Origin of the sequence: Nonomuraea angiospora, assembly GCF_014873145.1 — a bacterium.
Lineage (GTDB): Bacteria > Actinomycetota > Actinomycetes > Streptosporangiales > Streptosporangiaceae > Nonomuraea > Nonomuraea angiospora.
Genome location: NZ_JADBEK010000001.1, coordinates 4,215,489 through 4,238,524, shown reverse-complemented (window position 1 = coordinate 4,238,524; position 23,036 = coordinate 4,215,489). Strand labels below are relative to the sequence as shown.

Sequence of the window (23,036 nt, the reverse complement as noted above, 5' to 3'; positions counted from 1 at the left end):
CTTCCTGCGACATGCGGATCCTGCACACCTCGGACTGGCACCTGGGGCGCTCGTTCCATCGCGAGAGCCTGCTCTCGGCGCAGGAGGCGTTCGTCGATCACCTGGTGGAGACCGTCCGGGCGGAGCAGGTCGACGTGGTGGCGGTCGCGGGCGACGTCTACGACCGCGCGCTGCCGCCGGTCGACGCGGTCGCGCTGCTGGACTCGGCGCTCGGGCGGCTGCGCGGGGCGGGGGCGCGGGTGGTGCTGATCAGCGGCAACCACGACTCGGCGCTGCGGTTGCGCTTCGGCTCGGGCCTCTTCGAGGCCGCCGGGGTGCACGTGCGCACCTCGCCCGACCTCTCCTGGGAGCCGGTGCTGATCGACGACGTGGCCTTCTACGGCATCCCCTACCTGGAGCCCGAGCTGGTCCGCCACGCCTGGGAGCTGCCCGACCGCAGCCACACGGCCGCCATCACGTACGCGATGGACCGCATCCGAGCCGACGCCGCCCGCCACCGCGCCTCGGTGGTGCTGTCACACTGCTTCGTCGTCGGGGGCCAGGCCAGCGACAGCGAGCGCGACATCAGCGTGGGCGGGGTGGCCCACGTCCCGCTGTCGGCCTTCGACGGGGTGTCCTATGTCGCGCTGGGCCACCTCCACGGGCGGCAGCGCATGTCGGAGACGGTGCGTTACTCGGGGTCGCCGCTGGCGTACTCGTTCTCGGAGGTCGGTCACGTCAAGGGCTCGTGGCTGGTCACGCTCGGCTCGGGGGCCGACTTCGTGCCTGCGCCGGTGCCGCGGCCCGTGGGGCGGCTGCGGGGCGACCTGGAGGAGCTGCTGACCTCTGCCCGGCACACCCCGTACGAGGACCACTGGCTGCACGTCACCCTCACCGACGCCGTCCGCCCCAAATCGGCCATGGACCGGCTCCGCGCCCGCTTCCCCCACACCCTCGCCCTCTCCTTCGACCCGGTCGGCGCCGCGCCCGCCGCCCAGCCCGTACGGCTGAGCGGGCGGCCGGAGGCCGAGGTGGCCCTCGATTTCGTCAGGGAAGTGCGCGGCGAGCCTGCCGCACGTGACGAGGAAGACCTGCTAAGACAGGCCATCGAGGCGTCGAGGGTGAAGGAGACGATGGCGTAGATGCGGCCGCACCGGCTCTCGCTGACGGCGTTCGGGTCGTTCCCGGGCACCGAGACGGTCGACTTCGACGCCCTGGCCGAGGCGGGCCTGTTCCTGATCCAGGGGCCCACGGGGGCGGGCAAGACGACCATCCTCGACGCGCTCTGCTTCGGCCTCTACGGTCAGGTGCCCGACCCGCAGCGCAACGACGCCCGCAGCCTCCGCTGCGACCACGCCCCGCCCTCGGCCGGGCCCTCGGTCACGCTGGAGGTGACCATCCGCGGGCGGTTACTCCGCATCCAGCGCTCGCCGTCCTGGCAGCGGCCCAAGCTGCGCGGTACGGGGTTCACCGAGGAGAAGCCCAAGGTCGTCGTCTCCGAGTGGCGCGGGTCGGAGTGGCAGGGCCTGACCACCCGGCTGGACGAGGCGGGCGACCTCATCGGCGGGCTGCTGGGCATGAACGCCGCCCAGTTCTGCCAGGTGGCGATGTTGCCCCAGGGCAATTTCGCCAAGTTCCTGCGGGCCGAGGGGGAGGAGCGGCGCAAGCTGCTGGAGCGGCTGTTCTCGGTCAAGGTCTTCACCCAGGCGGAGTCGTGGCTGGCCGAGCACCGCAAGCTGGCCTTCCGGGAGGCACAGGAGCTCCGGCAGGAGGTCGACTTCGCCGTCCAGCGGGTCGAGGAGGCGGCGGGCGACGACCTGGACGGGGCCTTCGAGCCCTCGGACTTCGAGGACGACCCCCTGAGGTGGGCGGGGGCGCTGCTCGACGCCGCGCGGGCCGTCGTGGGCCGGGCGGGCGAGGAGCACGAGGCGGCCGGGCAGGCCGCGCGGTCGGCGCGGCTGCGGTTCGAGCAGGCCGCGGCGCTGGCCGACCGGCAGCGCCGGCACGCCGAGGCGCTCACGATGCGCCGCACCCTTGACGAGCGGGCGGACGAACGGGCCGACCTGCAGGCCATCCTCGACGACGCGGCCAGGGCCGATCGCGTGCTGCCGCTCATCACGGCGGTCAGGCAGCGTTCGGAGGCCGCCGCCAAGGCACGCGCCCTGGCCGCCGACGCCCTCGCCCGGGCCCGCCCCCTCCTCGCCCGGCAGGCGGCAGACGCGACGGACCGTGCGGCTTCGGGTGGCTCGTCTACGGCCGGGCCCAGGCCGGACGGGCGTTCGGCGGGTGAGCCGTCGGCGGCCGAGCTGGCCGCGCTGGAGCGGGAGCGGCAGGCCGAGATCGCGCGGCTGTCGGAGCTGCTCACCGAGGAGGCCCGGCTGTCGGTGGTCCGGCGTGACCTGCTGCGCGTGGAGGAGGAGCTGGCCGGGCTGGTCGGCGCCGGCGAGGCCGTCAGCGCGCGGCTGGCCGCCCTGCCCGCCCTCATCGAGCAGGCCGAGGGCAGGCTGGCCGAGGCGCGCGTGGACGCCGCCAGGATCCCGGCCGCGCAGGCCGTACGCGACGCCGCCGCCCACCTGATCGAGATCGACGACGAGCTGGCCAGGCTGGCCGCGGAGCTCGACGCGCTGGCGCAGCGCGAGGCCGAGGTGTCCGCCGCCGAGGCGGAGCTGCCCGAGCGGATCGCCGACGCCGCCGCGGCCCTCGCCGAGGTGCAGGCGCAGGCGGCGGCCATCCCCGTGGCGTCGGCGGGCCTCGACGCCGCCAGGGCCGCGCTGGAGGCCACCCACCGCCGCGAAGCCCTGGCCGCGGAGCTGGAGGCGGCCGCCGCCGCCCACCAGGCGCTCGTGGACCACGCCCAGGCGCTCCGTGAACGCTGGCTCGACCTGCGCCAGGCCCGCATCGACGGCATGGCGGCCGAGCTGGCCCGCGACCTGTCCGCCGGCCGGCCCTGCGCGGTCTGCGGCTCCGACCACCACCCCGATCCCGCCTCCCCGGCCCCCAGCGCGCCCTCGGCCGACGACGAGCACGAGGCCGAGAGCGCCCACGAGGCCGCCCTGGCCCAGCGCGAGTCCGCCGAACGCGCCCTGGCCTCCCTCGAGTCCCGGCACGCCGACGCGGTCGAGGCCACCGGAGGGCTGGACGTCGAGACGGCCGAGGCGCAGGTGCTGGGGGCGGAGCAGGAGCTGGCCCGCCTCCAGGCGGTGGCCGATCGCGAGCCCGGCCTGGCCGCGGCGCTCGAACGCGTCGAGATCGAGCGCGAACGGGTCAGGGACCAGGCGAGGGAGATCGCCGAGACCCTCGCCGGCCACCGCGCCCACCACGCCCACTTGGAGTCCGAACGCACCCGCCTCCTCCAGACGACCCTGCCCACCGCAGACCAGGACCCGGAGTCCGCACGCGCGGACGGGCCGGCGGTGCTGGCGCGGGTCGAGCGGGAGCTGCGCAGGCTGCGGGCGTCGGCGGAGCGGGAGCCGGCGCTGGCGCGGGAGGCGGCGGCGCTCGGCCGGGAGCGCCTGGAGCTGGAGGAGGAGCGGCGCCGGGTCGAGGCGCGGCTGGCGTCGTACCGCACCCGCCATGAGGAGCTGAGCGGGGACGCCGGGCGGCTCGGCGCCCGGCTGGACGCGGCGCGGGGCGACGATCCCACCCTGACCGCGCGCCTGTCGCGGCTGCACGACGAGGCCGGGCTGCTGCGGGAGGCCCTGGAGGCCACCCGGGCGGCGGTGGCGGCCGTCGACGAGCTGGCCAGGGCCCGGCGGGCCGCGGAGGAGGCGGCGGCCGAGGCGGGGTTCGCGGACGTGCCGGAGGCGGAGGCGGCGTTCCGGAGTCCCGCGGAGCGGGAGCGGCGGGCGGAGGCGCTGCGGCGGCTGGACGACGAGCACGCCGCCGTCACGAGCGTCCTGGCCGACCCCGAGCTGGTCGCGGCCGCCGCGGCGCCCGCGCCCGACCTGGCCTCGATCGGGAGCGAGCGCGACCGGCTGGAGGAGGCGCGCACGAGGCTGTCGAGCGCCCGCGACCGGGCCGTGGCCAGGGCGGAGCGGCTGGCCCAGCTGCACGGCGAGCTGTCCGATCGCATCGAGCGCTGGCGGCCGGCGGCCGAGCGGCACCGGCTGGCCGAGCGCATGGCGGCGCTGGCCAGCGGCACGTCCGGCGACAACCAGTGGAGCATGAGCCTGTCGTCGTACGTGCTGGGGGAGCGGCTGCGGCAGGTGGTGGACGCCGCGAACGAACGGCTCGACCACATGTCGGCGGGCCGCTACCTGCTGCGCCACGACCTGCGCAAGACGGCCGGGTCCCGGGGGCGCTCCGGGGGCGGGCTGGGGCTGCGGGTCGCCGACGGGTGGACCGGAGTCGACCGCGACCCGGCCACGCTGTCCGGCGGCGAGAGTTTCATCACGTCACTGGCGCTGGCGCTGGGCCTCGCGGACGTCGTCACGGCCGAGGCCGGGGGCACCGAGCTGGGCACGCTCTTCGTGGACGAGGGCTTCGGCACCCTGGACGAGGACACCCTCGACGGCGTGCTCGACATCCTCGACGGGCTGCGCGACGGCGGGCGGGCCGTGGGCATCGTCAGCCACGTCGCCGAACTGCGGTCGAGGATCACGGCCCAGCTCAAGGTCACCAAGACCCGCGCCGGGTCCACCGTGTCGCTGGCGGGGGTGGGCTGAGCGGCGACGGCGGCGCGATCTCGCGTAGATTGCTCGCACCGAACCCCATGAAGGAGTGGACCCATGCGCGTCGTCGTCACCGGAGCCCATGGCAAGGTCGGCCGGGCGGCCGTCAAGGCGCTGGCCGAGGCCGGTCACGAGGTGACCGGCGTGGATCTCACGCGCCCGATCTGGGAGCGGCACGAGCCCGGTGAACCCGCCTACAAGCAGGCCGAGCTGACCGACGCCGGGCAGGCGTACGCCGTGGTCCAGGGGGCCGACGCGGTCGTGCACGCCGCCGCCATCCCCGACCCCACCGCCAACGCGCCGCACGTGGTCTTCCAGAACAACCTGATGGCCACGTTCAACGTGCTCGAGGCGGCGGTGCGCCTCGGCGTCCCCCGCTTCGTGAACATCTCCAGCGAGACCGTGCCCGGCTACTTCTTCGCCGACCGCCCCTTCCTGCCCGACTACGCGCCGGTGGACGAGGAGCACCCGGCCCGGCCGCAGGACCCGTACGCGCTGTCCAAGCACTTCGGCGAGCAGCTCATGGACGCCGCGGTGCGCCGCTGCGACATCAGGTGCATCTCGCTGCGGCCGAGCTGGGTGCAGCACGAGGGCAACTACGAGCGCAACATCGGACCGCAGGTCCGCGACGCCTCCCTGATCGGCGCGGGGCTGTGGAGCTACACCGACGTGTACGACCTCGCGGACGCGATCGTCCTGGCCGTCGAGTCCGACCTGCCCGGTCACGAAGTGTTCTACATCGCCGCGCCCGACAACGCGGGCGGGCACGACTTCGCCGCCAAGCTGCGGGAGCACTACGGCGACCGGATCGAGCTGCGGCCGATCTCCCGCCCGGACTCCTCGGGCATCTCGTGCGACAAGGCCCACCGCCTGCTGGGCTGGACCCCGAAGCGGTCGTGGCGTGACTACCTGGACGAGGACGGCCGTACCCGGCAGAGGTGACGGCGCGTCCCCCGTCTCAGCGCTCGAATGAGGTGATCAGCTCCGGCAGCGTGGCCGGGTCGTGGAACAGGGTGGCCCCCAGACCGGCGAGGCGGTCCGGGGGGATGAGGCCGCCGGCGAAGGCCAGGCAGCGCATGCCCGCGCGCATCGCCGCAGTCACCCCGAACGGGCTGTCCTCCACCACCACGCACCGCTCAGGCTCGGCCCCCAGCGTGGCCGCCGCGTGCAGGAACAGGTCCGGCTCCGGCTTGCCCCTGGCGACGTCCTCGGCGCTGAACACCCGCCCGTCGAACCGCCCGGCCAGCCCCACGAGCTCGAGGCTGTGGCGGATCACGGTGTGCCGGCCGTTCGAGGCCACGCAGCTCGGGACGGTGAGCCGGTCGAGCGCCTCCTCGATGCCTCGGATGGCGCGCAGCTCGGCCCTGACCGCCGCCGTGTACTCGGCTCTGAGCTGGTCGCGCCAGCCCGGCGGCGTCTCGCCCACCTGCTCTTCCCAGTAGTCGTTCGTGCAGCCCACGAACCGCTCGATGTACTCCGTCTCGTCGATCGACCAGCCCAGGCGGCGCAGCGCCGCCGTGCCCACGCGTACGGAGATCGGCTCGCTGTCCACGAGCACTCCGTCACAGTCGAAGATGACAAGATCGACAGCCAAACCCGTTCCTTTCGGAGGTGCCTTTTCGCAGGTGGTAGCTTCTTCGTGTCGCTTCACAAGACGCTATATCGCATAGTGAGACAAATATGACAACGTCCCCCCAGGTCGCCGCACCCAGCCGGTCAAGGATCGCGGCCGCCAGCCTCATCGGCACGGCGATCGAATTCTATGATTTCTACATTTACGGCACCGCGGCGGCCCTGGTGCTCAACACCGCGTTCTTCCCCGGCATGGACCCGGTGGCGGGCAACCTGGCGGCGTTCTCGACCTTCGCGGTGGCGTTCCTGTCGCGCCCGCTCGGCTCGGCCCTGTTCGGGCACTGGGGCGACCGGGTCGGCCGCAAGTCCATGCTCGTGGTGTCGCTGCTGGTGATGGGGCTCTCCACGGTCGCCATCGGGCTGCTGCCCGGCTACGCGGCCATCGGCGTGATCGCGCCCGTGCTGCTGGTGCTGCTGAGGTTCACGCAGGGCATCGGGCTCGGGGGCGAATGGGGCGGCGCGGCGCTGCTGGCCACCGAGCACGCGCCGCCCGGCCGGCGCGGGCTCTACGCGATGTTCCCGCAGCTCGGCCCGTCGGCCGGGTTCATCGTGGCGAACGGGCTGTTCCTCGTGCTGGGGGAGACGCTCAGCGACGCGCAGTTCGGGGCGTGGGGGTGGCGGCTGCCGTTCGTGGCCAGCCTGCTGCTGGTGATCGTCGGCCTGTACGTACGCCTCAAGATCTCCGAGACGCCGGTCTTCCAGGCGGCCATGGACCAGCACCGGATCGCCAAGGTGCCGATCGCCGGCCTCCTGCGGCACCAGTGGCGGCGCGTGCTCCTCGGCGCCGGCGCCATGACCGTCGCCTACACGCTCTTCTACACCGCCACCACCTACTGCCTGGCGTACGGCACCACCGCGCTCAAGATCCCGAAGACCACCATGCTCGGCCTGACCATGGCCGGGGTCGTGTTCATGGCCGCGGGCACGGTGGTCTCCGCGATGGTCTCCGACCGGCTGGGCCGCCGCCGCACCCTGCTCGCCGGGACGGGCGTGGCCGTCGTGTGGGGGCTGGTGATGTTCCCGCTGATGGAGACCAGGTCCGTGTTCCTGGTGGGCGTGGCGCTGGCGGGGGCGCTCGGCCTGATGGGGCTGGTCTTCGGGCCGATGGGCGCGTACCTGCCGGAGCTCTTCAAGACCCAGTACCGCTACAGCGGCGCCTCGGTGGCCTACAGCCTGGGCGGGGTGCTCGGCGGCGCGGTGCCGCCGCTGGTCGCCGCCAGCCTGCAGGCCGGCGGGGTGGGCGTGATGGGCGTCGGCGCGTACGTCTCGGCGATGGCCCTGCTGAGCCTCCTCTGCCTGCTCGCCCTCCCCGAGACGGGCGACGACAGCCTCTGAGAGCCCCTTCCACGAAGACCGTAGACCGGCTGGGTGGCCAGGGTCTGGCGCCTGCCGCGGCATGCCTGGGCGCACACGGGGCAGTGGGCGTGCATGCTGTGCCGCTCGCACTCATCACCACACGCCTTGCACACCTGAGCGCACGCTTCGAGGATGGCGCGGGTGATGTTCGCGTCATAGCCGGTGTGCCGTGCCAGCACCCGGGCGGTGGTCTCGCAGATGTCCGCACAGTCGAGGTTGCTGCGGGTGCACTTGGCCGGCTCCGTGATGTTGTCCTCACTCAGGCAGGCGTACGCGCTACCCAGGAGCCGCCGCCACCTAACGCTGATCTACTACCTGCTCGCTTCATGCGTTCAGGATAAGTGCATCTCCTATTGTTCGTAGTAATTCGTGCGACGTCGCGCGTGGGTCTGAGGTCGGGCGCGTGCGCTGACGTCCGTCTTCTGCGACGCCGTGGTCCTTGGCGTCGCCCACGAGCGCGGGGATCAGGCTGAGCACCTGGCGTGGTGGACGGCGGCGCCAGCCGGATCGACCGGGAAGTCCGCCGTGATCAACGGCGAAGTTCCCCTGCGCGTAGCGACGCGGGAGATTACCTACTACGTATACTAGTAGGCATGCGCGATGCGGGGTCTTGGACGGGAACCGTGCGTCTGCGACCCGGCGCGTTGGTCTTCGTCGGCAAGCTCGGATCCGCCCACGCTCACACGCACGCCGCCGTACAACTGCTCGTGGTCGGCTCGGGACGCGTCATCGTGACGGACGAGAGCGGAGGCGAGCGGAACGTCGCGACGGCGGCGATATCGCCTGGTGTCCAGCACGCCGTGCGCGCCGAGAGCGCCTTCGGCGCCGCGATCTATCTGGACCCGGCAAGTCGTGGCACCGGCGTGTCCGCCCAGGACCCGATGGCCGGCTGGGAGAGCAAGGCCGCTCTCCTCTTGTCCGTTCCCCTCGATGAGGAGTTTCCGGAAACGGCGCTCACGCTGCTGACCTCACCCCCTGCCGCTGACCCGGATCCCTCCCTGCGACGGGCGGTGGACCTGGTGGACCAGGGCACTGCGGGGCCGCTGCGCCTGGCGGATGTGGCGGCCCAGGTCGGCCTGTCGCCCAGCAGGTTGAGGCACCTGTTCAGCGAGCGGCTGGGGTTGCCGTTCACCGCGTACGTACGCTGGGCCCGCTTGCGCGCGGCCATGGAGGCAGTCCAAGCGGGCGGTTCGCTGACTGAGGCGGCTCATCTGGCCGGCTTCACCGACAGTTCCCATCTGACCCGCGTCACACATGCCATGTTCGGTCTTCCGCCTTCTGCGGCGGCGCGCGGTCTGCGCTGGGAGTGAAGGCAGCCGCTGCGTACAAGCGGCCGAGGGGACGGAGCAGTCAAGCTGCCACCATGTCCGAGAACACAGCACCACAGCGTCTGCCGCTCGCTCCCGCTGCGGCCGCCATCGTTGTGATGGCCGGCCTCGTCTCACTGTTCGCCACCTATTGGGACGACGCCTGGCACACCGACATCGGCAGGGACGACGCACTGATTCCTCCGCATCTGCTGCTGTACGGCTCGGTGGCGGTCGTCGGTTCGGTGGTCGCGGGGTGGGGCCTGCGCGCGCTGTGGCGGGCGCGGTCACTGATCGCGGTGCTGAGGCAGCCTCCTCTGCTCATCGCGGGCATCGGCGGCCTGGTCACGCTGGCCTCCGCACCTGCGGACGCCTGGTGGCACGAGGTCTTCGGCCGCGACTCGGTGTTGTGGAGCCCGAGCCACATGCTCACCGTGTTCAGCACGCTGGCCTTGATCGGAGGGGTGCTCGCGGGTCTACGGCGGGCCGCCCCGCTGCCGCTGTGGTGGGCGGGCGGGGCGTTGCTGCTCGGCAGCGCCGTCACTTCCGTGCTCGAGTACGAGACGGACGTGCCACAGTTCGGCGAGGTGCTCTATCTTCCGGTGCTCCTTGTCGCCTCGATCTACGTGGCGATGTTGCTCCGCGCCCTGTCTCCGGATGGCTGTCTCGTCGCGGGAGCGGTTGTCGTCTACGTTCTCGCGAGGTTGGTGATCAGCATGCTTCTGGCCGCCATGGGCCGCACGGCTCCCGATCTCCCGCTGGCAGTCCTCGGCCTCGCCGCGATCGACCTGCCGTGGCGCCGGCCGTTCATCGCCTACGCCGCGGGCGCGGCGGGCGTTGCCGCTACCACGCTGCTGGCCGCGGGCGTGGACGTGAGCAGCGTGAGCTTTGACGCCGTGCTCGCCCCCGGGGCGGTGGTGTTGATCGGCTTCTGCGGTGTCCTGCTTCTTGTGGGTCGTCGAGCACGAGGCGCGGCTGCTGTCGCTCTTCTCTTGGGGCTGAGCGTGCCCATCCTCCTCCCCGAACCTGCTTCGGCCCACGACCCGGGGCAGGGCCAGGTCGTCGGCACAGCCGTTCTGACGGCCGGTTCGGACGGTGCCGGAACGATGACGCTCACCGTGGAGGGGTGCGCGAATCTCGCCCCGCTGCGCATTGTCGCCCGCCGCGCTGGTCAAGAGGTCTCCGGCCCGCTCACTCCGTTGCCTGGCGTCTGCCGCAGTACTGGCCGGGTACGAGTCGACCCGGCAGGCATGTGGTTCCTCTACGCCGAACTGCGTGATCCGAACGGCGCGGTGGAGACCTGGCTGCCGGTCGAGGCGGAAAGCAGGGAAAGCGCGCGGCAAACGCGCCCCGTTTACATCCCGGCCGGTACGGCACGCGTGACGGCTGGGCAGATCGTGGCGGGCGCCGGCCTGTACGTCATCGGCCTGTTCATGCTCTCCCTGACCGTCTACCTGGCTCGGCGAGAAGCCTGAACCCACCCGGGGTTCGAACCGGAGCAGTGCTCTCAAGGCAGCCCTTCGCCTCTCCTGTGAATGACTCAACGATTCCGGTTTCGCACCCGAAGCCACGCCACCCCACTGCGGGGCCCTGTCGGGAATGTTCTGGAAGTCGCCGCGTAGCAACGCTGCTGGACGGAGGGGGAATCGGTGGAGGTCGGGAGGGGGGCGCGAGCGCGTTCTCCCGACCTCACCGTTTCCACCGCGGAGGGATTCCCCGGGGCCGGCGTCCCGCCTGCCTGCTCAGGCGACGGGATGGCCCGGGTACGACAACCACCTCTTGGCTCAGGCGTTGACCTCGGCCACGGACTTGCCGTCGGTGGTCTCCAGATCCAGGAGCAGCAGGTCGCCAGGCGCGGTGGGCTGCGAGTTCGCCACTGGGGCGGGCTGTGCCGGGATGCGCTCGGTGGTCGAAGTGAACGCGTGATATCTGCGAGTACAGGCTCCGGACCCGCACCCGTGCCCACGGTCACCTTGGTATACGCCAGGCCGGCCTCCGAGCTCTTAAGGGTTCTCGTAGCCGGGGAAGAGAAGAGACAGTTCCCGCGGGTACGCGGCGATCAGGCGCAGCTCGTCGTCCGTGAGCGGACGGCCGGTCATGGCGTTGCAGAGCTGCACCAGCCGGAACGCCAGGTCCCCGTCGCGGACCTCGACGCCCAGCCCGTCCATGACGTGCCGGAAACCGGCCTTGCCGCCGTACTCGCCGGTCAGCACCACCCGGCCGTCCCGCGCGTGCCAGTCGTGCGGGAACGGGCCCAGCGTGGCCTCGTCGTAGAGCTCGTAGTTGCCGTGGTCCTTGAGCGCGCCGTCGGCGTGGATGCCGCTCTCGTGCGCGAACGCGTTACGTCCCACCCCGACCTGGTGGTACGGCAGCGGCTGCCCGAACGCGTAACCGGCCCACAGACCGAACCTGCGCGCCCATGACAGGTCGAGAGCGTCGCCGATCTCCGCGTCGAGCCCGAAGCCGTGCCGGAAGGCCAGAATGGTCGAGAGCAGGTCGGCGTTGCCGGAGCGCTCGCCGATGCCGTTCACGCACGTGTTGATCCACGCGTCCTGCCCCGCGTCGAGGTCGCCGAGGGCCCCCGAGACGGAGTTGGCCACGGCCATGCCCAGGTCGTTGTGGCAGTGGGTCTCGACCGGCATCGCGGTGGCGGCGGCCAGCTTGGCGAAGCGCTCGCGGATCCTGTCGGGCGTCTCGCCGCCGATCGTGTCGCAGTAACGCACCCGGTCGGCGCCCGCCTCCTTGGCCGCCAGCGCGAACTCCAGCAGGAACCCGTCGTCCGTCCTCGAACCGTCCTCGGCGTTGACCCCCACCGTCTCGGCGCCCGCCGCCTTGGCCGTGCGCACGGCGGCCGTCATCTCCCTGACGATCGCGTCCCTGTCCAGCCGTCCCCGGAACTTGTTCTGGATCATGTAGTCGGACGTCGAGATGGACAGGTTGTAGTGCCTGAGCCCGAGCGGGGCCGCCTTCTCGACGTCCTGCGGCACGCCCCGGCACCAGCCCGACAGCCGCAACCCGCCGAACGCCCCCGCCTCGGCCAGCGCCACCTGCGCCTTGACGTACGGGACCTCGTGGAACAGGAAGGGGAACCCGATCTCGGACTGCGCCACGCCGAGCTTGGCCAGATAGAAGTTGACCATGGTCTTGCCGAACTTCGACAGGCCGGTGCGCGCGGTCTGCACGCCGTCCCGGTTGGTCACATCGAGGAAGTGAACTTTTGGCATGCCTTCACGTTGACATGCTCGTTCAACGTGTATCAATATTGATTTTCATCAATCATCTTGTTGGAGGGACCCGTCGGCGTGGAGTGGATCGACGCGGCCACGGCGTCCGAGCGGCTCGGCGTCAAACCGGCCACTTTGTACGCGTACGTGAGCCGGGGGGTGCTGCAGCGGCGGCACAGCGACGACGGACGGCGCAGCCTCTTCTCGGCGGAGGAGATCGAGCGCCTCGCCCGCCGCGGCCGCCCCCGGAGCCAGCCGCCGGAGCTCGTCATCGAGTCCGCCATCACGGCCCTGGGCGTGGACCGGCCCCACTACCGGGGCCTCGACGCGCTCGGGCTGGCGCTCACCAGCGACTACGAAACGGTCGCCGCCTGGCTCTGGACCGCCGACCCATCCCTCTGGCACCCCCTATCCCGCTCCACCCCCGCCAAGCCCCCACACCCGTCGGCCACGCCCGCTCGCCACGGCGACCCGCACGCGTCCGCTCCCCAAGGGGACCCGCACGCGTCCGCCCGCGAAGGGGACCCGCACCCGTCCGCCCGCGAAGGGGACCCGCACGCGTCCGCTCCCCAAGGGGACCCGCACGCGTCCGCCCGCGAAGGGGACCCGCACCCGTCCGCCCACCAAAGGGACCCACGCCGCCTGGCGGGCCCTGCCGCCCCCGGGACCCGAGCCGCCGCCCCTCACCCCGCCACAGAGACGAGCACCCAAGGGGTGGGGATCCGATGGCCGGAGCCGTGGCGGTGTGAGGACGATGCGCTGCGGGCGGCCGTCACCGCCCAGCGCGGCCTCCCCGACGACCTCCTGCCCCTCGACCGGCTGCAGGTGATCACCACGGTCCTGGGCGCCTCCGACTCCCTGCGCTACCAGCTCGACCCCGACTCCGTAGCCGCGACCGGCCGCCGCATGATCGCGGGCCTCGTCGACGCGCTCCCGCAGCTCAGCGAGCCCCAAGGCGACTCGATCGCCGAGCGGCTCTGGTCCCGCCTGTGCCCGCGCCCCGCCACCCCCGGGCTCCTGAACGCCGTCCAGGCCGCCCTGGTCCTGCTCGCCGACCACGAGCTCGCCGCCTCCACCCTGGCCGCCAGGGTCGCCGCTTCCGCCAAGGCCGACCCGTACGCCGTCGTGCTGACCGGGCTCGGCGTGCTGGGCGGCCCGCTGCACGGCGGCGCGTCGTACGGCGCCGAACGCCTGCTCGCCGAGGTCACCGAGCCGCGCCAGGCCGCCCGGGCGATCGCCGAGCGGGTACGCCGCGGCGAGCGCATCCCCGGCTTCGGCCACAGCGTCTACAAGAACGGCGACGCTCGCGGCGCCCTCCTCCTCGATCTGGTCAAGGAGGCGGCGCCGGGGCACGACCGGATCACCGCCGGGGTCGCCGTGCTGGAGGAGATGCGCAGGCGCCGCCTCCCGGAGCGCAACGTCGACTTCGCCCTCGCCACGCTCACCGCCGTGAGCGGCATGGTGAGCGGCGCGGGCGAGGCCATCTTCGCGGTGGCCAGGGTGGCGGGGTGGCTTGCGCACGCGATGGAGGAGTACGACCGAGGCACCCTCCTCCGCCTCCGAGCCTCCTACACAGGCCCGCCCGTCAAATGAGCACCCACGGGCCCGCTCGTTGGGTGAGGGCCCACGGGCCTGCTCGTTGGGTGAGGGCCCACGGGCCTGCTCGTCGGGTGAGCACCCACAGGCCCGCCGGTCAGGTGAGCGACCACGGGCCCTCACCTGTCAAGCGAGCGCCCACGAGCCTGCCTGCCAGGTGAGGGTCCGTGGGCTGCCTGTCAGGTGAGTGCCCATAGGCGTGCCCGTCAGGTGAGCGGCCCGCGGGCTACCCGTCATTCAGGTGAGCGCCTATGGGCCAGAAGCCCCTCAGGTGAGGGCCGCCGCCGTTCTGTCGACGTAGGCGGCCAGGGCACGTACCCGGTCGGCGTGCTGGTCGTGCCCGACGATCACCGGCGGCTCGTTGTACGGCATCGCGTCCGACGACCGCCGCAGCTTGATGTACTGCCCGCAGGCATCGATCGCGTACGGCTCCATGTCGTCCTGCAGCGCCCCGATCACCGTGATCCCGTACGTCTCCCCGATCCGCCTGAAGAGCGCGACCGCCTCCCTGCGGTGTTCCTTGCCCAGGTTGCGGCCCAGTTCGTCGAGCACCAGGCACAGGTGACCACCCCCGGACGAGGCGATGGCCGCCGCGCACACCAGCTTGACGGCCTTCTCGTCCATGAGCGCGGTGTTGGCCCGCCGGTTGTACGGCACGAACCCCTGCCCCTCGCCGCGCCGCCACTTCGGCGTCACCCGCCACTGCCAGCGCTGCTCGGGATCGGCCGGAGCGGGCGGCACCGGGAACTCCAGCGTCGCCCCGTAACCCCCGTACGAGGTGTCGAGCTTCTCGAACTCCTCGGCCACCCGCGTGAGCCGCGCCTTGATCGCCGCCGTCAGCGCCGCCCGGTGCACGGCCGTCGACTGCGCCGCCTCCTCGGCGCCCCTGGCCGCCGCCGACAGGTCGCGCTGCCGGGTGACGACCTGCGCCTCGATCTGGCGGCGCTGGTGCCGTTCGTACTCCTCCTGGCCCCGCAGGTAGGAGGCCAGTGCCCCGCACACCGCCGCGAACGTCGCCTGCTCCCGCGCCGTGCTCCCGCCCCGCTCGCTCAGCAGGAACTGCAGCTCCTCGGGAATCTCCGCGTCCTCCTCCGGGAACGTGTCGCGCAAGGCCTGGTCGAAGTGGCGTTCGGCGACCCGCCACCACTCCTCGGCCGCACGCGGCCGCTCCTCCTCTGGCAGGGCGTTCAGCCATTCGCGGGCCGTCTCGACCGTGCCGCCCCAGTCGGCGGCCAGCGCGTCGAGCTTGAGCGCCTCGCGTTCGGCGCCGACCTTGGCCTCCTGGTCGCGTGCCTGCGTTCGCTCGGTCTCGTGCCGGTGCCGCCGCCCTTCCAGGCGTTCGATCTCCATGTCCCTGGTCCTGGCCCGGAAGTCCAGCGCACCGGCCTGCCGCTCGGCCTCGGCCACCTTCGGCGCCAGCTCCCCGATCGCCGCGTTCAGCTCGGTCAGCCTGGCCCGCCGCTCGCCCAGCTTCGCCTCCAGCTCGGCCAGGCGCACCCCGGCCCTGGCCCCTTCCAGCCGCCGCTGCGCCTCCGCGACGTCCTCTTCTCCGTCGCGTACGGCCTGCGCCGCCGTCTCCTGGACGTCCTTGGCCCGGTTGAGCCGCAGCTCGGCGGCCTTGATCCGGGCCTCCCGCCCGGTCGCCACCCCGTCGAACGCCCCCACGACGCTCACCCCGGCCGAGCTGACCAGCACGGACCCGGGCAACTCGGCCAGAGCGGCAGCGGCGTCGTCGAGCTGCGCGGCATCCACGATCACCGCATGCTCGTTCGGCCACCCCCGCAAATCCCCCAACGCCAGCCCGGCCACTTCACCCGCAACGCCGCCGGCAGCCTTCCCGTAGCGTGCTTTGAGCGCGGCGCCGAGCGCCTCGACCTCACCCGCTCCGGAAACAGCCCCACCCGCCCCGGAAACAGCCCCACCCGCCTCAGGAACAGCCTCGCTCGCCCCGCGTAGTGCCCGGCCTCCGCCGGCGGACTGTGCCGGGGGCGTGTGGGCGGCGTCGCGGGCCTGCTCGGCCACGTCGAGGGCGTCCAGTAGGCCGGTCGCGCCGATGCCCGCCGCCGCCAGCGCGTTGAGCTGGGCCGCCGCCGGGCCGCCCTCGGCGTCGTCCAGCGCCGCCTGCGCCGAGGACACTTCCTGGTCGGCCACCCCCAGCGCCTTGAGCGCCTCGTTCAGCCGCAGCCGGACCTCTTGCAGCTCCCGCTCGGCCGTGGGCACGTCACGCCCGTCCGCGAACCTGCGCGTCTCCTCCAGCGCCGGGATCAGACCGCGCAGCTCGTCGGCGGAGTTCTCGGCCACCGCACGGTCGGCGTCCAGCTTGGCCGCCCGCGCCTGCAGCGCCGCCAGCTCCTTGCGGGCCTGCGAGACCTGCCTGTCGAGGGTGTCCTCCCGCAGCGTGCCGATCTCCGCCTTGACCATGGCGATCGCCTCGGCCGCCGCCTCTCCGGCCGCGCGGTGCCGTTCGAGGTCGGCGGCCAGCGCCTCGTCCTTGCCCGCCGCGTCGGCCAGCTTGCGCGCCTGCCTGCCGCGCCAGCACCGCAGCGCGTCCGCCAACCGGATCCGCGCCTGGTCACGCCGGTCGAACGTGGTCAGCAGCGCCTTCGACTCCGTCTCGAACTCCGCCAGCCGTTCGGCCGCCTGCGCGGCGCGCACCCGCTTGGCGTGCTCGTCGCGGCGGGCCTCCCGCTCCTGCTCCAGCTCGGCGTCGAGGCCGGTGAGGGCCGCGATGGCCTCGAAGACGCGTTCGGGCGAGATCTCGTTGAGCGGCTGGGAGAGCAGGTTCGTGGCCACCTTGCTGCGTACGGAGGTGGACAGGAACGACACGCACCTGACCCGGTCGCCGTAGAGCACCTTGGTGAGGTCGCGCGCCACCACGTCGCGCCGCCCGGCCGACTTCGGCAGCGTCGCCCAGATCTCGTCGGCCCGCGCCACCCGCTCGGCCTCGGACGGGGAGGCCGCCAGATGCACCCCTTCCCGCCACCGGATCTCCAGGTGCGGAGCCTCCTGGTTGACCTTGAGCCACACGGTGAGCGCTCCGCCCGAGGTGTCGGGCACCTCGAACAGCTCACCACTCAGCTCGGCCCCGGCCACCTGACTCTCGAGCACGAACTCGCCGCCCCCAGAGCGTCCGGCGCCCGCCTCACCGGTGCCCGCCGCTCCGTTGCCCGTCACGCCGGCGGGCGTCTCACTGGTCGGCGACGCGCCGCCGTGGGCTGCGGTGCTGGCGGCTCGGGCGCGGTCCGATGCGGCGCCGTCCGCCCCACCGGGCGGAAGAGCGCCCGCCTCCGCCGCGTCGTACGGGGCGAAGCCGTCCATGCCGGGCGGGCCGAAGACGCCCACGATGTAGCCGTGGTCGGCGCTCGCCCACTGGCGCCCTCCGGCGCCGCTGGCCAGCTCGGCGTTGAAGAGCAGCTCCGACACCGCCTTGGCGCCCGAGGCGAAGCGCCACTGCTCGTCACCGAGCAACGCCGTGATCGAGGCGATGAACGACGACTTGCCCGCGCCGTTGGAGTCCTTGGGCCCGGCGCCCGCCACGACGATGAGCGTGCTGGGGACGGTGGGCACCGGATGGGTCGAGAGCCGCGAAATGTTGACCGCCTGCACGGCGATCAGCACCCGGTCTCCGACGACGTTCTCCACCTGCGACACCTGTTACCCCCGTAGTCCTTCCATCAGTCATGACGCTGAATCTGTGTGCCGTCGCGGTCACTTCGTCGATCTTCGGGATCGTACGGCGGCCGCCAGCGGCGTGTTGGGCCCGGCCGCCAGGATCAGCTCCTCCTGCAACCGCCGCCGGGCCGCCGGAGTGAGCCGGTGGAACTGCGGCCCCGGCACGTAACCGCCCGCCTCCTCACCGGCCTTGACCTGCCCTAGCAGTCCCGCGTGCCGCAAGGTCCGCAACGCCGCCTCCAGCTCGCCGATCGGCAGCTGGGTGTGGCGGCGCAGCTCGTCCACCGGGGTGGGGTGCGGCGACAACCACGAGTCCTCGGGCAACAGCCCCTCGGCCCTCGGGATCGCGACCGAGTGCACCAGGACGAGCGTCAGCACCGCCCGCTCGCTCACCCCCAGCCGCGCGCCCGCCGGGACAACGGGCCGAACGCCAGGAGCCACCGCCCGCGCGGCCACCGGCTCGTCACCGTTCGCCCGCTCAACGGCCTCGCCCGCCTCCCCGCCGATGCCCTCGCGCGACTCCCGGCGGACGGCCGTGCCCGCCTCGCCGCCGTCGGCCGCGCGCGCCTCTGCGCCGTCGGCCGTGCTCGCCTCTCCGCCGACGGCTGCGCGGGCCTCTCCTCCGACCGCCGTGCGCGCTTCCCTGGCGACGGCCGCGCGCACGTCGCCGCCGACGGCCGGGCGCACCTCTCCTGTGATGCCTGCGCTCGCCTTCCCTGCGACGGCTGCGCCCGCCGCTCCGCCGAGAGCTGCACCCGTGGCTGGGAGGCTCTCTGCCGGAGTCGGCCCGGCACCGGCGGAAGCCCCGTTCGCGGCTTCGCCCGGGAGCCCGTGCGTGGCGCCGCGCCCGCCGTCGTCTGCGGCCTTGCGCGGGGCCTCGGACGAGGTCTTGCGTGAAGAGTCGTGCGGGTCGTCGTGCGAAGCATCGTGTGTGGTCTTGTGCGAAGACTCTTGCGGAGCGTCGTGTGTGATCTTGCGTGAAGACTCGTGTCGGTCGTCGTGCGGGGCCTCATGCGTGGCTTTGCGCGGGATCTCGTGAGTGCCCTTGTGCGCGGCCTCCGATGCGGTCTCGGACGCGGATTTCGCGAGGGCGGCGGCCTGGGTGTCGTCGTAGCCGGAGGTCCAGCGGTCGCGGTGCTGGATCAGCGTACGACCGCGCCTGGCCAGCATCTCGCTAACCGTGTGGCGCAGCGCCGGGTCGCGCAGGGCGGCGAAGCGGACCTCCTGCACCGGCTCGGCGGCGTGCTCCACCACCATGAACGCCGCCACCAGCTCCGCCCGCCGCCGCTCGTCATAAGCTCCCAGCAGATCGTCGAACTCCGCGGACCCGCCCTCGACCCGCCCCCCGAGCCCCGCCGCCTCCGGATCAGGGGCGGGGGCGGCCGGGTGGGCGGCGGCCACGATGTCGGCGTCGCCGACCACGGTGAGCTCGGGGCGTTCGGGCTCGGGCAGGCGGCGGACCAGCTCCTGCAACTGCGCGTGCGACTCGACCGGCCACAGCGCGCAGCGCGGGCCGAGGGTGACCACGCCGTCGTCCACGACGATCCACGCCGAGTCGTGCAGGCGCCGCATCGCACCGATCGCCCAGTTGCGCATCAGGTCGTCGGTGCGGCCGATCAGCGCCCGGTACGTGTCGAGCACCAGCTCCACGGGCGCAGGCTCGCCCGGCCACGGGTCCACGGACAGGTCGGTCCAGCAGCACTTGAGCACCGCCGCCAGCACCCGCCTGGTCTCGCCGGACCGCTCCACCGGAACGGGCGCCACCTGGTACTCCTCCAGCAGCGACGGCGTCACCCCGTCGGGCCACACCGGCAGAGCCTGCCCGGTGGAGTCGGGCCGCGTCAGCCGCACCATGCCCGGCGGCGCGGGCTCCCCGGCCGCCAGCCACAGCGGCCCGCCCGACCGCACCCGCACGTGCGCGGCGGGCCCGTCGAGGGCACCCGCCCGAGCCCGTGCCTTCACGCCGCTCCTGGAACGAGCCCCCGCACGGGCGCCGTCCTGCTCAACACCCATGCGGCCAACGTCCGGGGGGCCAGCGTCCGGGCGGTCGGCGTCCGGGTGGGTGGGGGACGGGTGGTTCGGGGTGGGCATCAGGTGCGCTCCAAGTAGCCCTGGGAGAGCCAGGCCGGCTCGCGGTCCGGGTCGATCGAGAGGCCGTCGGACCACGTCAGCCGGTAAGGCAGCTCAGGCCGCAGGTCCACGGTCGTCAGGTCGGCGAGCACGCGGCGCGCCGACGGCCAGTCGGAGCCCAGCACGTCGGCCAGCGCCACCCGCGGGGCGTCGCCCAGCAGCGACTCCGCCACCTCCCGCAGCCGCTCCATGGCGGTGCTGAGCGAGGTGTCGAGCGAGTCGCCGGGGCCGGGGTCGGGGAGGTTGGAGCGCGGGGGAGTGGGCTGGGCGGGAGCGGGGCGCGGGGCCTCGTCCACGGCGCGGGCGATGGCGGCCGGATCGTGCCACGGCGCGGGCACGTCGAACACGAACCCGTCGAGCACCGCCGCCAGCTGCTCCCGCGACGCGGTCTGCGAGAACGTGCGCCACGTCTCGGTGGGCAGCAACGTCAGGTTGCGGGTGGTGCCCGCCGAGTCGGCCAGGCGCCCGGCGGCGCGGCGGGAGGCGTCGCTGTAAGCGTAGATGGCCGCCCGCAGGTCGGTGCAGACCCGGTCGAGCTCCGGCCAGCGGGTCAGGATGGTGCCGTGCAGCCCCTGGGCGCGCCGGGCGATCTCCTCGGTGCCCCACAGCTTGGGCGCCTGCTCGCGCAGCTCCTCGATGGTGCCGGTGGTGAGCGTGATCAGCTCCAGCGCCCACAGCCGGAACGCCCGCGACAGGTTGACCGCGCTCTGCCTGGCCTCCTCCATCGTCGTGTGGGGGTCGGCGACGTTGAGGTCTTCGAGCGCCAGCAGCCGGTGCATCTCCGACTGCCCGCCGTCGGACATCATCCGCCGGATGAACATCAGCCCGACCACGCTCGTGAACGAGGCCCGGTAGCGCAGCTGGTTGGGCTTGGGGAACACCTCGCGGATGGCCCCGAGCCCCTTGAGCACCCGCAGCCGGTTGTCGAACTGGTCGCCCGGATAGGCCCGGCACACGAAGCGCATCTGCTCGTGCGTCAGCCACTCCTCGCCCGCCTCCGCGAACGCCGAGAACAGCGTCTCGGCGATGTCGACCAGGGCAGGGTCGTCGACGACCGCGCCGCTGTCGCGCGCGAGCGCGGCGAACATCCGGCGGTAGGTCGACAGGACCGCCTCGTCGGTGAGGACGGCGTCGAGGGTCAGGGGCTGTTCGGACACGGGGACTAAGGTACGGCTTCGCGCCGACAGTCTCGGCACACCACAACCACCTCATGAGCGCTACCAGCCGGTACATACGCACAAGCGGCCCGTGACCGCTAGTGTGATGCCCGATAATACGGGGGCAAACGCTCTGTAATCGTACATACGGGGTGAGTTACGCGTGCAGTTGCGCATGCTCCGAGGTGATCGAAACACCGCAGTGATCGCCGGTGTGGCGGCCGTGGTCCTGGTGGCCGCGGCGGCGTGGTTCGGCGTGGGCGTGTCCAGCGCCAACCCGAAGCTGGCCGATGTCGGCGCCTGGCTCTGGACCCGGGCCAAGGGCAAGATCGTGCACGTCAACGGCCTGTCCGGCGAGGTCGACGGCTACCTCGGCGACAAGGCCGGCCGGCAGCTGCGTGTCGTGCAGGACGGCGGCAACGTGCTGCTCGTCGACGACGCCACCGGCTACGTCAGCCGCGTGGACCCCAGCCAGCTCACGGTCTCCCAGACCCGCGACCTCGGCGCGGCCGGCCTGCAGCTCGCGGTGTCCGGCGACACCGGGTACGCGGTGGACCCGGCGTCCGGCAAGGTCCAGCGGATCGACCCGGCCACGCTCAACTCCGTCGGCGCGCCGATCACCCTCCCGGGCCCGCTCGGCGCGGCCCGCATCGACGGCGGCGGCCGGCTGTGGGTCCCCGTGACCGCGAAGGGCCAGGTCGTACCCGTGTCCGGCGGCGCAGCGGCGAGCCCGCTCAAGGTCGGCGAGCCGGGCGAGGAGCTGGCGGTCACGATCGCCGGCGGCCTGCCCGTCGTGGTCAACAGCCGGGCCGCCACCGCCACGGTCATCGGCGCGGACGGCGGCGTCGGCGAGATCACCCTGCCCAAGGGCGTGGCCCAGGCCGCCAAGGGCGGCGCGCTCACCCCGGCCACGACCGAAGGCCCGCTGGTCCCGATCCTGACGCCCGGCGACTCGGGGCTGCTCGTCGTGATCGACACCTCGTCCAACTCGGTGCTGAGCACCAAGTTCGAGTCGCAGGACCCCGCCAAGCTCGGGGTGCCGCAGGTGCTCGGCACCAAGGTGTACGTGCCCGACCAGGGCAAGGGCTCCCTCATCGTCTGGGACAGCGCGGCCGGCGGCCGGCCCACCACGCTCCAGGTGGCCCAGGAGCCCGGCCCGGTGGACGTGTTCGTCAAGGACGGACTGCTCTGGGCCAATGATGAGAACGGCGACAAAGCGGTCGTCATCGACCCCGAGGGCCGCAAGCACGACGTCGACAAGGACGACTCCGACGTACCGGGGCCGACCAGCACGCCCAAGCCCAAGCAGACGCCGCGCCCGGACCCGTCCAAGACGGACGCCCGGCCCGACCCCGTGCCCACGAGGACGGAGCCGCGCCCCACGCAGACCCGTGAGGCCGAGCCGACCCGCGAGGCCGAGCCCACGCCGACCCCGAGCCGCGAGCCCACCAGGTCGCCCACGCCGACCCCGTCGCCCAGCGCGCCGTCCGCGCCCGGCGCAGTCAGCGCCAGGTCCGGACCAGGAAAGGTGACGGTGACCTTCAGCCCGTCCACCGGCGGCAAGGTCGGGCGGTACACCCTGAAGACCTCGTCCGGCGCCGGCCGGTCCGTGCCGCAGTCGATGGACGCGAACGGGCCGTTCCAGTTCGAGTTCACGGGCGGGGACTGCGCGAACGAGTACACGTTCGTGGTGGTCGCGCACTGGGCGGGCGGCGAGGTCGAGTCGCAGCCCAGCGCCGGGGCCAAGCCCTGCGTGGCGCCCGGCTCGCCGACCGGCTTCACCGCCAAGGCCAAGAACCGGGGCGCCGAGCTGAGCTGGAGCGCCCCCGCGAACGCCGACGACGGCGTCACGTACGAGCTGACCGGCGCGGCGACGAACAACGGCATCAAGGGCACGTCGTTCACGGTGGACGGGCTGAAGAACAACCAGAAGCACGCGTTCAAGCTCAAGGCCAGGAACGCGGCGGGGGAGAGCCCGGACGTGGCCACGACCGAGGTGGACCTGGCCTACCCGAGGCAGCAGTACAAGAACAAGAACAACGCTCAGACCAACACCCTGATCCGGCCGACCCCCGCCAAGAACGGCGACGACAACGTCGGCAAGATCCCGAAGGACCAGTACATCACTGTGACCGTGATCTGCCAGGTCAAGGGCCAATCTGTCACCGAGTCGCAAGACGGCAGCACGAGTGACATTTGGAACAAAGTTGAAACGCAGTACGGGAACGGGTGGCTCAGCGACACTCTGGTGGCGACTCCGGACGGCGGCTTCCCCGAGGGGCCGCTCTTCGAGTGCACCGACTGAGGAGGGGG

13 protein-coding genes and 1 pseudogene are annotated in these 23,036 nt (G+C 72.8%); 8 read left to right on the top strand and 6 right to left on the bottom strand.

Annotation, left to right across the window (positions count from 1 at the left end):
• Positions 1-11: 11 nt before the first annotated feature.
• From H4W80_RS19095 to H4W80_RS19085, 3 genes are all read left to right on the top strand, one after another.
• Positions 12-1,121 (top strand): exonuclease SbcCD subunit D, encoded by a 1,110-nt coding sequence (locus H4W80_RS19095; RefSeq protein WP_192786337.1) that lies wholly within the window; start codon positions 12-14, stop codon positions 1,119-1,121.
• Entirely contained in the window at positions 1,122-4,643 is a 3,522-nt protein-coding gene (locus H4W80_RS19090; protein ID WP_192786336.1) for an AAA family ATPase, read from the top strand. It begins immediately after the preceding gene.
• Positions 4,644-4,706: 63 nt separating this feature from the next.
• On the top strand, positions 4,707-5,591 hold the full coding sequence (locus H4W80_RS19085) for an NAD-dependent epimerase/dehydratase family protein (protein WP_192786335.1): 885 nt from the start codon (positions 4,707-4,709) through the stop codon (positions 5,589-5,591).
• A gap of 16 nt (positions 5,592-5,607) precedes the next feature.
• On the opposite strand, the gene H4W80_RS19080 is transcribed toward H4W80_RS19085, so the two are convergent.
• Positions 5,608-6,243: an HAD family hydrolase gene (locus H4W80_RS19080; protein ID WP_192786334.1), complete on the bottom strand. Its 636-nt coding sequence runs from the start codon at positions 6,241-6,243 to the stop codon at positions 5,608-5,610.
• An 86-nt stretch (positions 6,244-6,329) separates the two neighbouring features.
• On the opposite strand from H4W80_RS19080, the gene H4W80_RS19075 reads away from it, so the two are divergent.
• Positions 6,330-7,616 carry an MFS transporter gene (locus H4W80_RS19075; RefSeq protein ID WP_192786333.1) on the top strand — a complete coding sequence of 429 codons (1,287 nt, stop codon included), beginning with the start codon at positions 6,330-6,332 and terminating at the stop codon, positions 7,614-7,616.
• Positions 7,617-7,684: 68 nt separating this feature from the next.
• On the opposite strand, the pseudogene H4W80_RS64910 reads toward H4W80_RS19075, so the two are convergent.
• Positions 7,685-7,900 (bottom strand): annotated as a pseudogene (locus H4W80_RS64910) (four-helix bundle copper-binding protein); the annotation flags it as partial.
• A gap of 330 nt (positions 7,901-8,230) precedes the next feature.
• Here H4W80_RS64910 and H4W80_RS62750 point away from each other — a divergent pair.
• Together H4W80_RS62750 and H4W80_RS19065 are read left to right on the top strand one after the other, a co-directional pair.
• A complete protein-coding gene (locus H4W80_RS62750; RefSeq protein ID WP_192786332.1) occupies positions 8,231-8,947 on the top strand; it encodes a helix-turn-helix transcriptional regulator in 717 nt (238 codons plus the stop codon).
• A gap of 53 nt (positions 8,948-9,000) precedes the next feature.
• Positions 9,001-10,419: a hypothetical protein gene (locus H4W80_RS19065; protein WP_192786331.1), complete on the top strand. Its 1,419-nt coding sequence runs from the start codon at positions 9,001-9,003 to the stop codon at positions 10,417-10,419.
• Positions 10,420-10,947: 528 nt separating this feature from the next.
• Here H4W80_RS19065 and H4W80_RS19060 read toward each other — a convergent pair.
• The gene (locus tag H4W80_RS19060) at positions 10,948-12,168 is read right to left on the bottom strand and encodes a LeuA family protein (RefSeq protein ID WP_192786330.1); all 1,221 of its coding nucleotides are present in this window, start codon (positions 12,166-12,168) and stop codon (positions 10,948-10,950) included.
• Positions 12,169-12,225: 57 nt separating this feature from the next.
• On the opposite strand from H4W80_RS19060, the gene H4W80_RS60825 reads away from it, so the two are divergent.
• Positions 12,226-13,761, top strand: coding sequence for a citrate synthase (locus H4W80_RS60825; protein ID WP_225963531.1), 1,536 nt, complete (start codon positions 12,226-12,228; stop codon positions 13,759-13,761).
• Between the two features lie 270 nt (positions 13,762-14,031).
• Here H4W80_RS60825 and H4W80_RS19050 read toward each other — a convergent pair whose 3' ends face one another.
• The 3 genes from H4W80_RS19050 to H4W80_RS19035 form a co-directional block, all read right to left on the bottom strand.
• The gene (locus H4W80_RS19050; protein WP_378526505.1) at positions 14,032-17,415 is read right to left on the bottom strand and encodes a chromosome partitioning protein ParA; all 3,384 of its coding nucleotides are present in this window, start codon (positions 17,413-17,415) and stop codon (positions 14,032-14,034) included.
• A 57-nt stretch (positions 17,416-17,472) separates the two neighbouring features.
• A complete protein-coding gene (locus tag H4W80_RS60820) occupies positions 17,473-19,398 on the bottom strand; it encodes a hypothetical protein (RefSeq protein ID WP_318786940.1) in 1,926 nt (641 codons plus the stop codon).
• 128 nt (positions 19,399-19,526) lie between these two features.
• Complete coding sequence (locus H4W80_RS19035) at positions 19,527-20,723, bottom strand: hypothetical protein (protein ID WP_192786329.1); 1,197 nt, start codon at positions 20,721-20,723, stop codon at positions 19,527-19,529.
• 202 nt (positions 20,724-20,925) lie between these two features.
• On the opposite strand from H4W80_RS19035, the gene H4W80_RS19030 reads away from it, so the two are divergent.
• A complete protein-coding gene (locus H4W80_RS19030; RefSeq protein ID WP_192786328.1) occupies positions 20,926-23,028 on the top strand; it encodes a fibronectin type III domain-containing protein in 2,103 nt (700 codons plus the stop codon).
• Positions 23,029-23,036 lie beyond the last annotated feature (8 nt).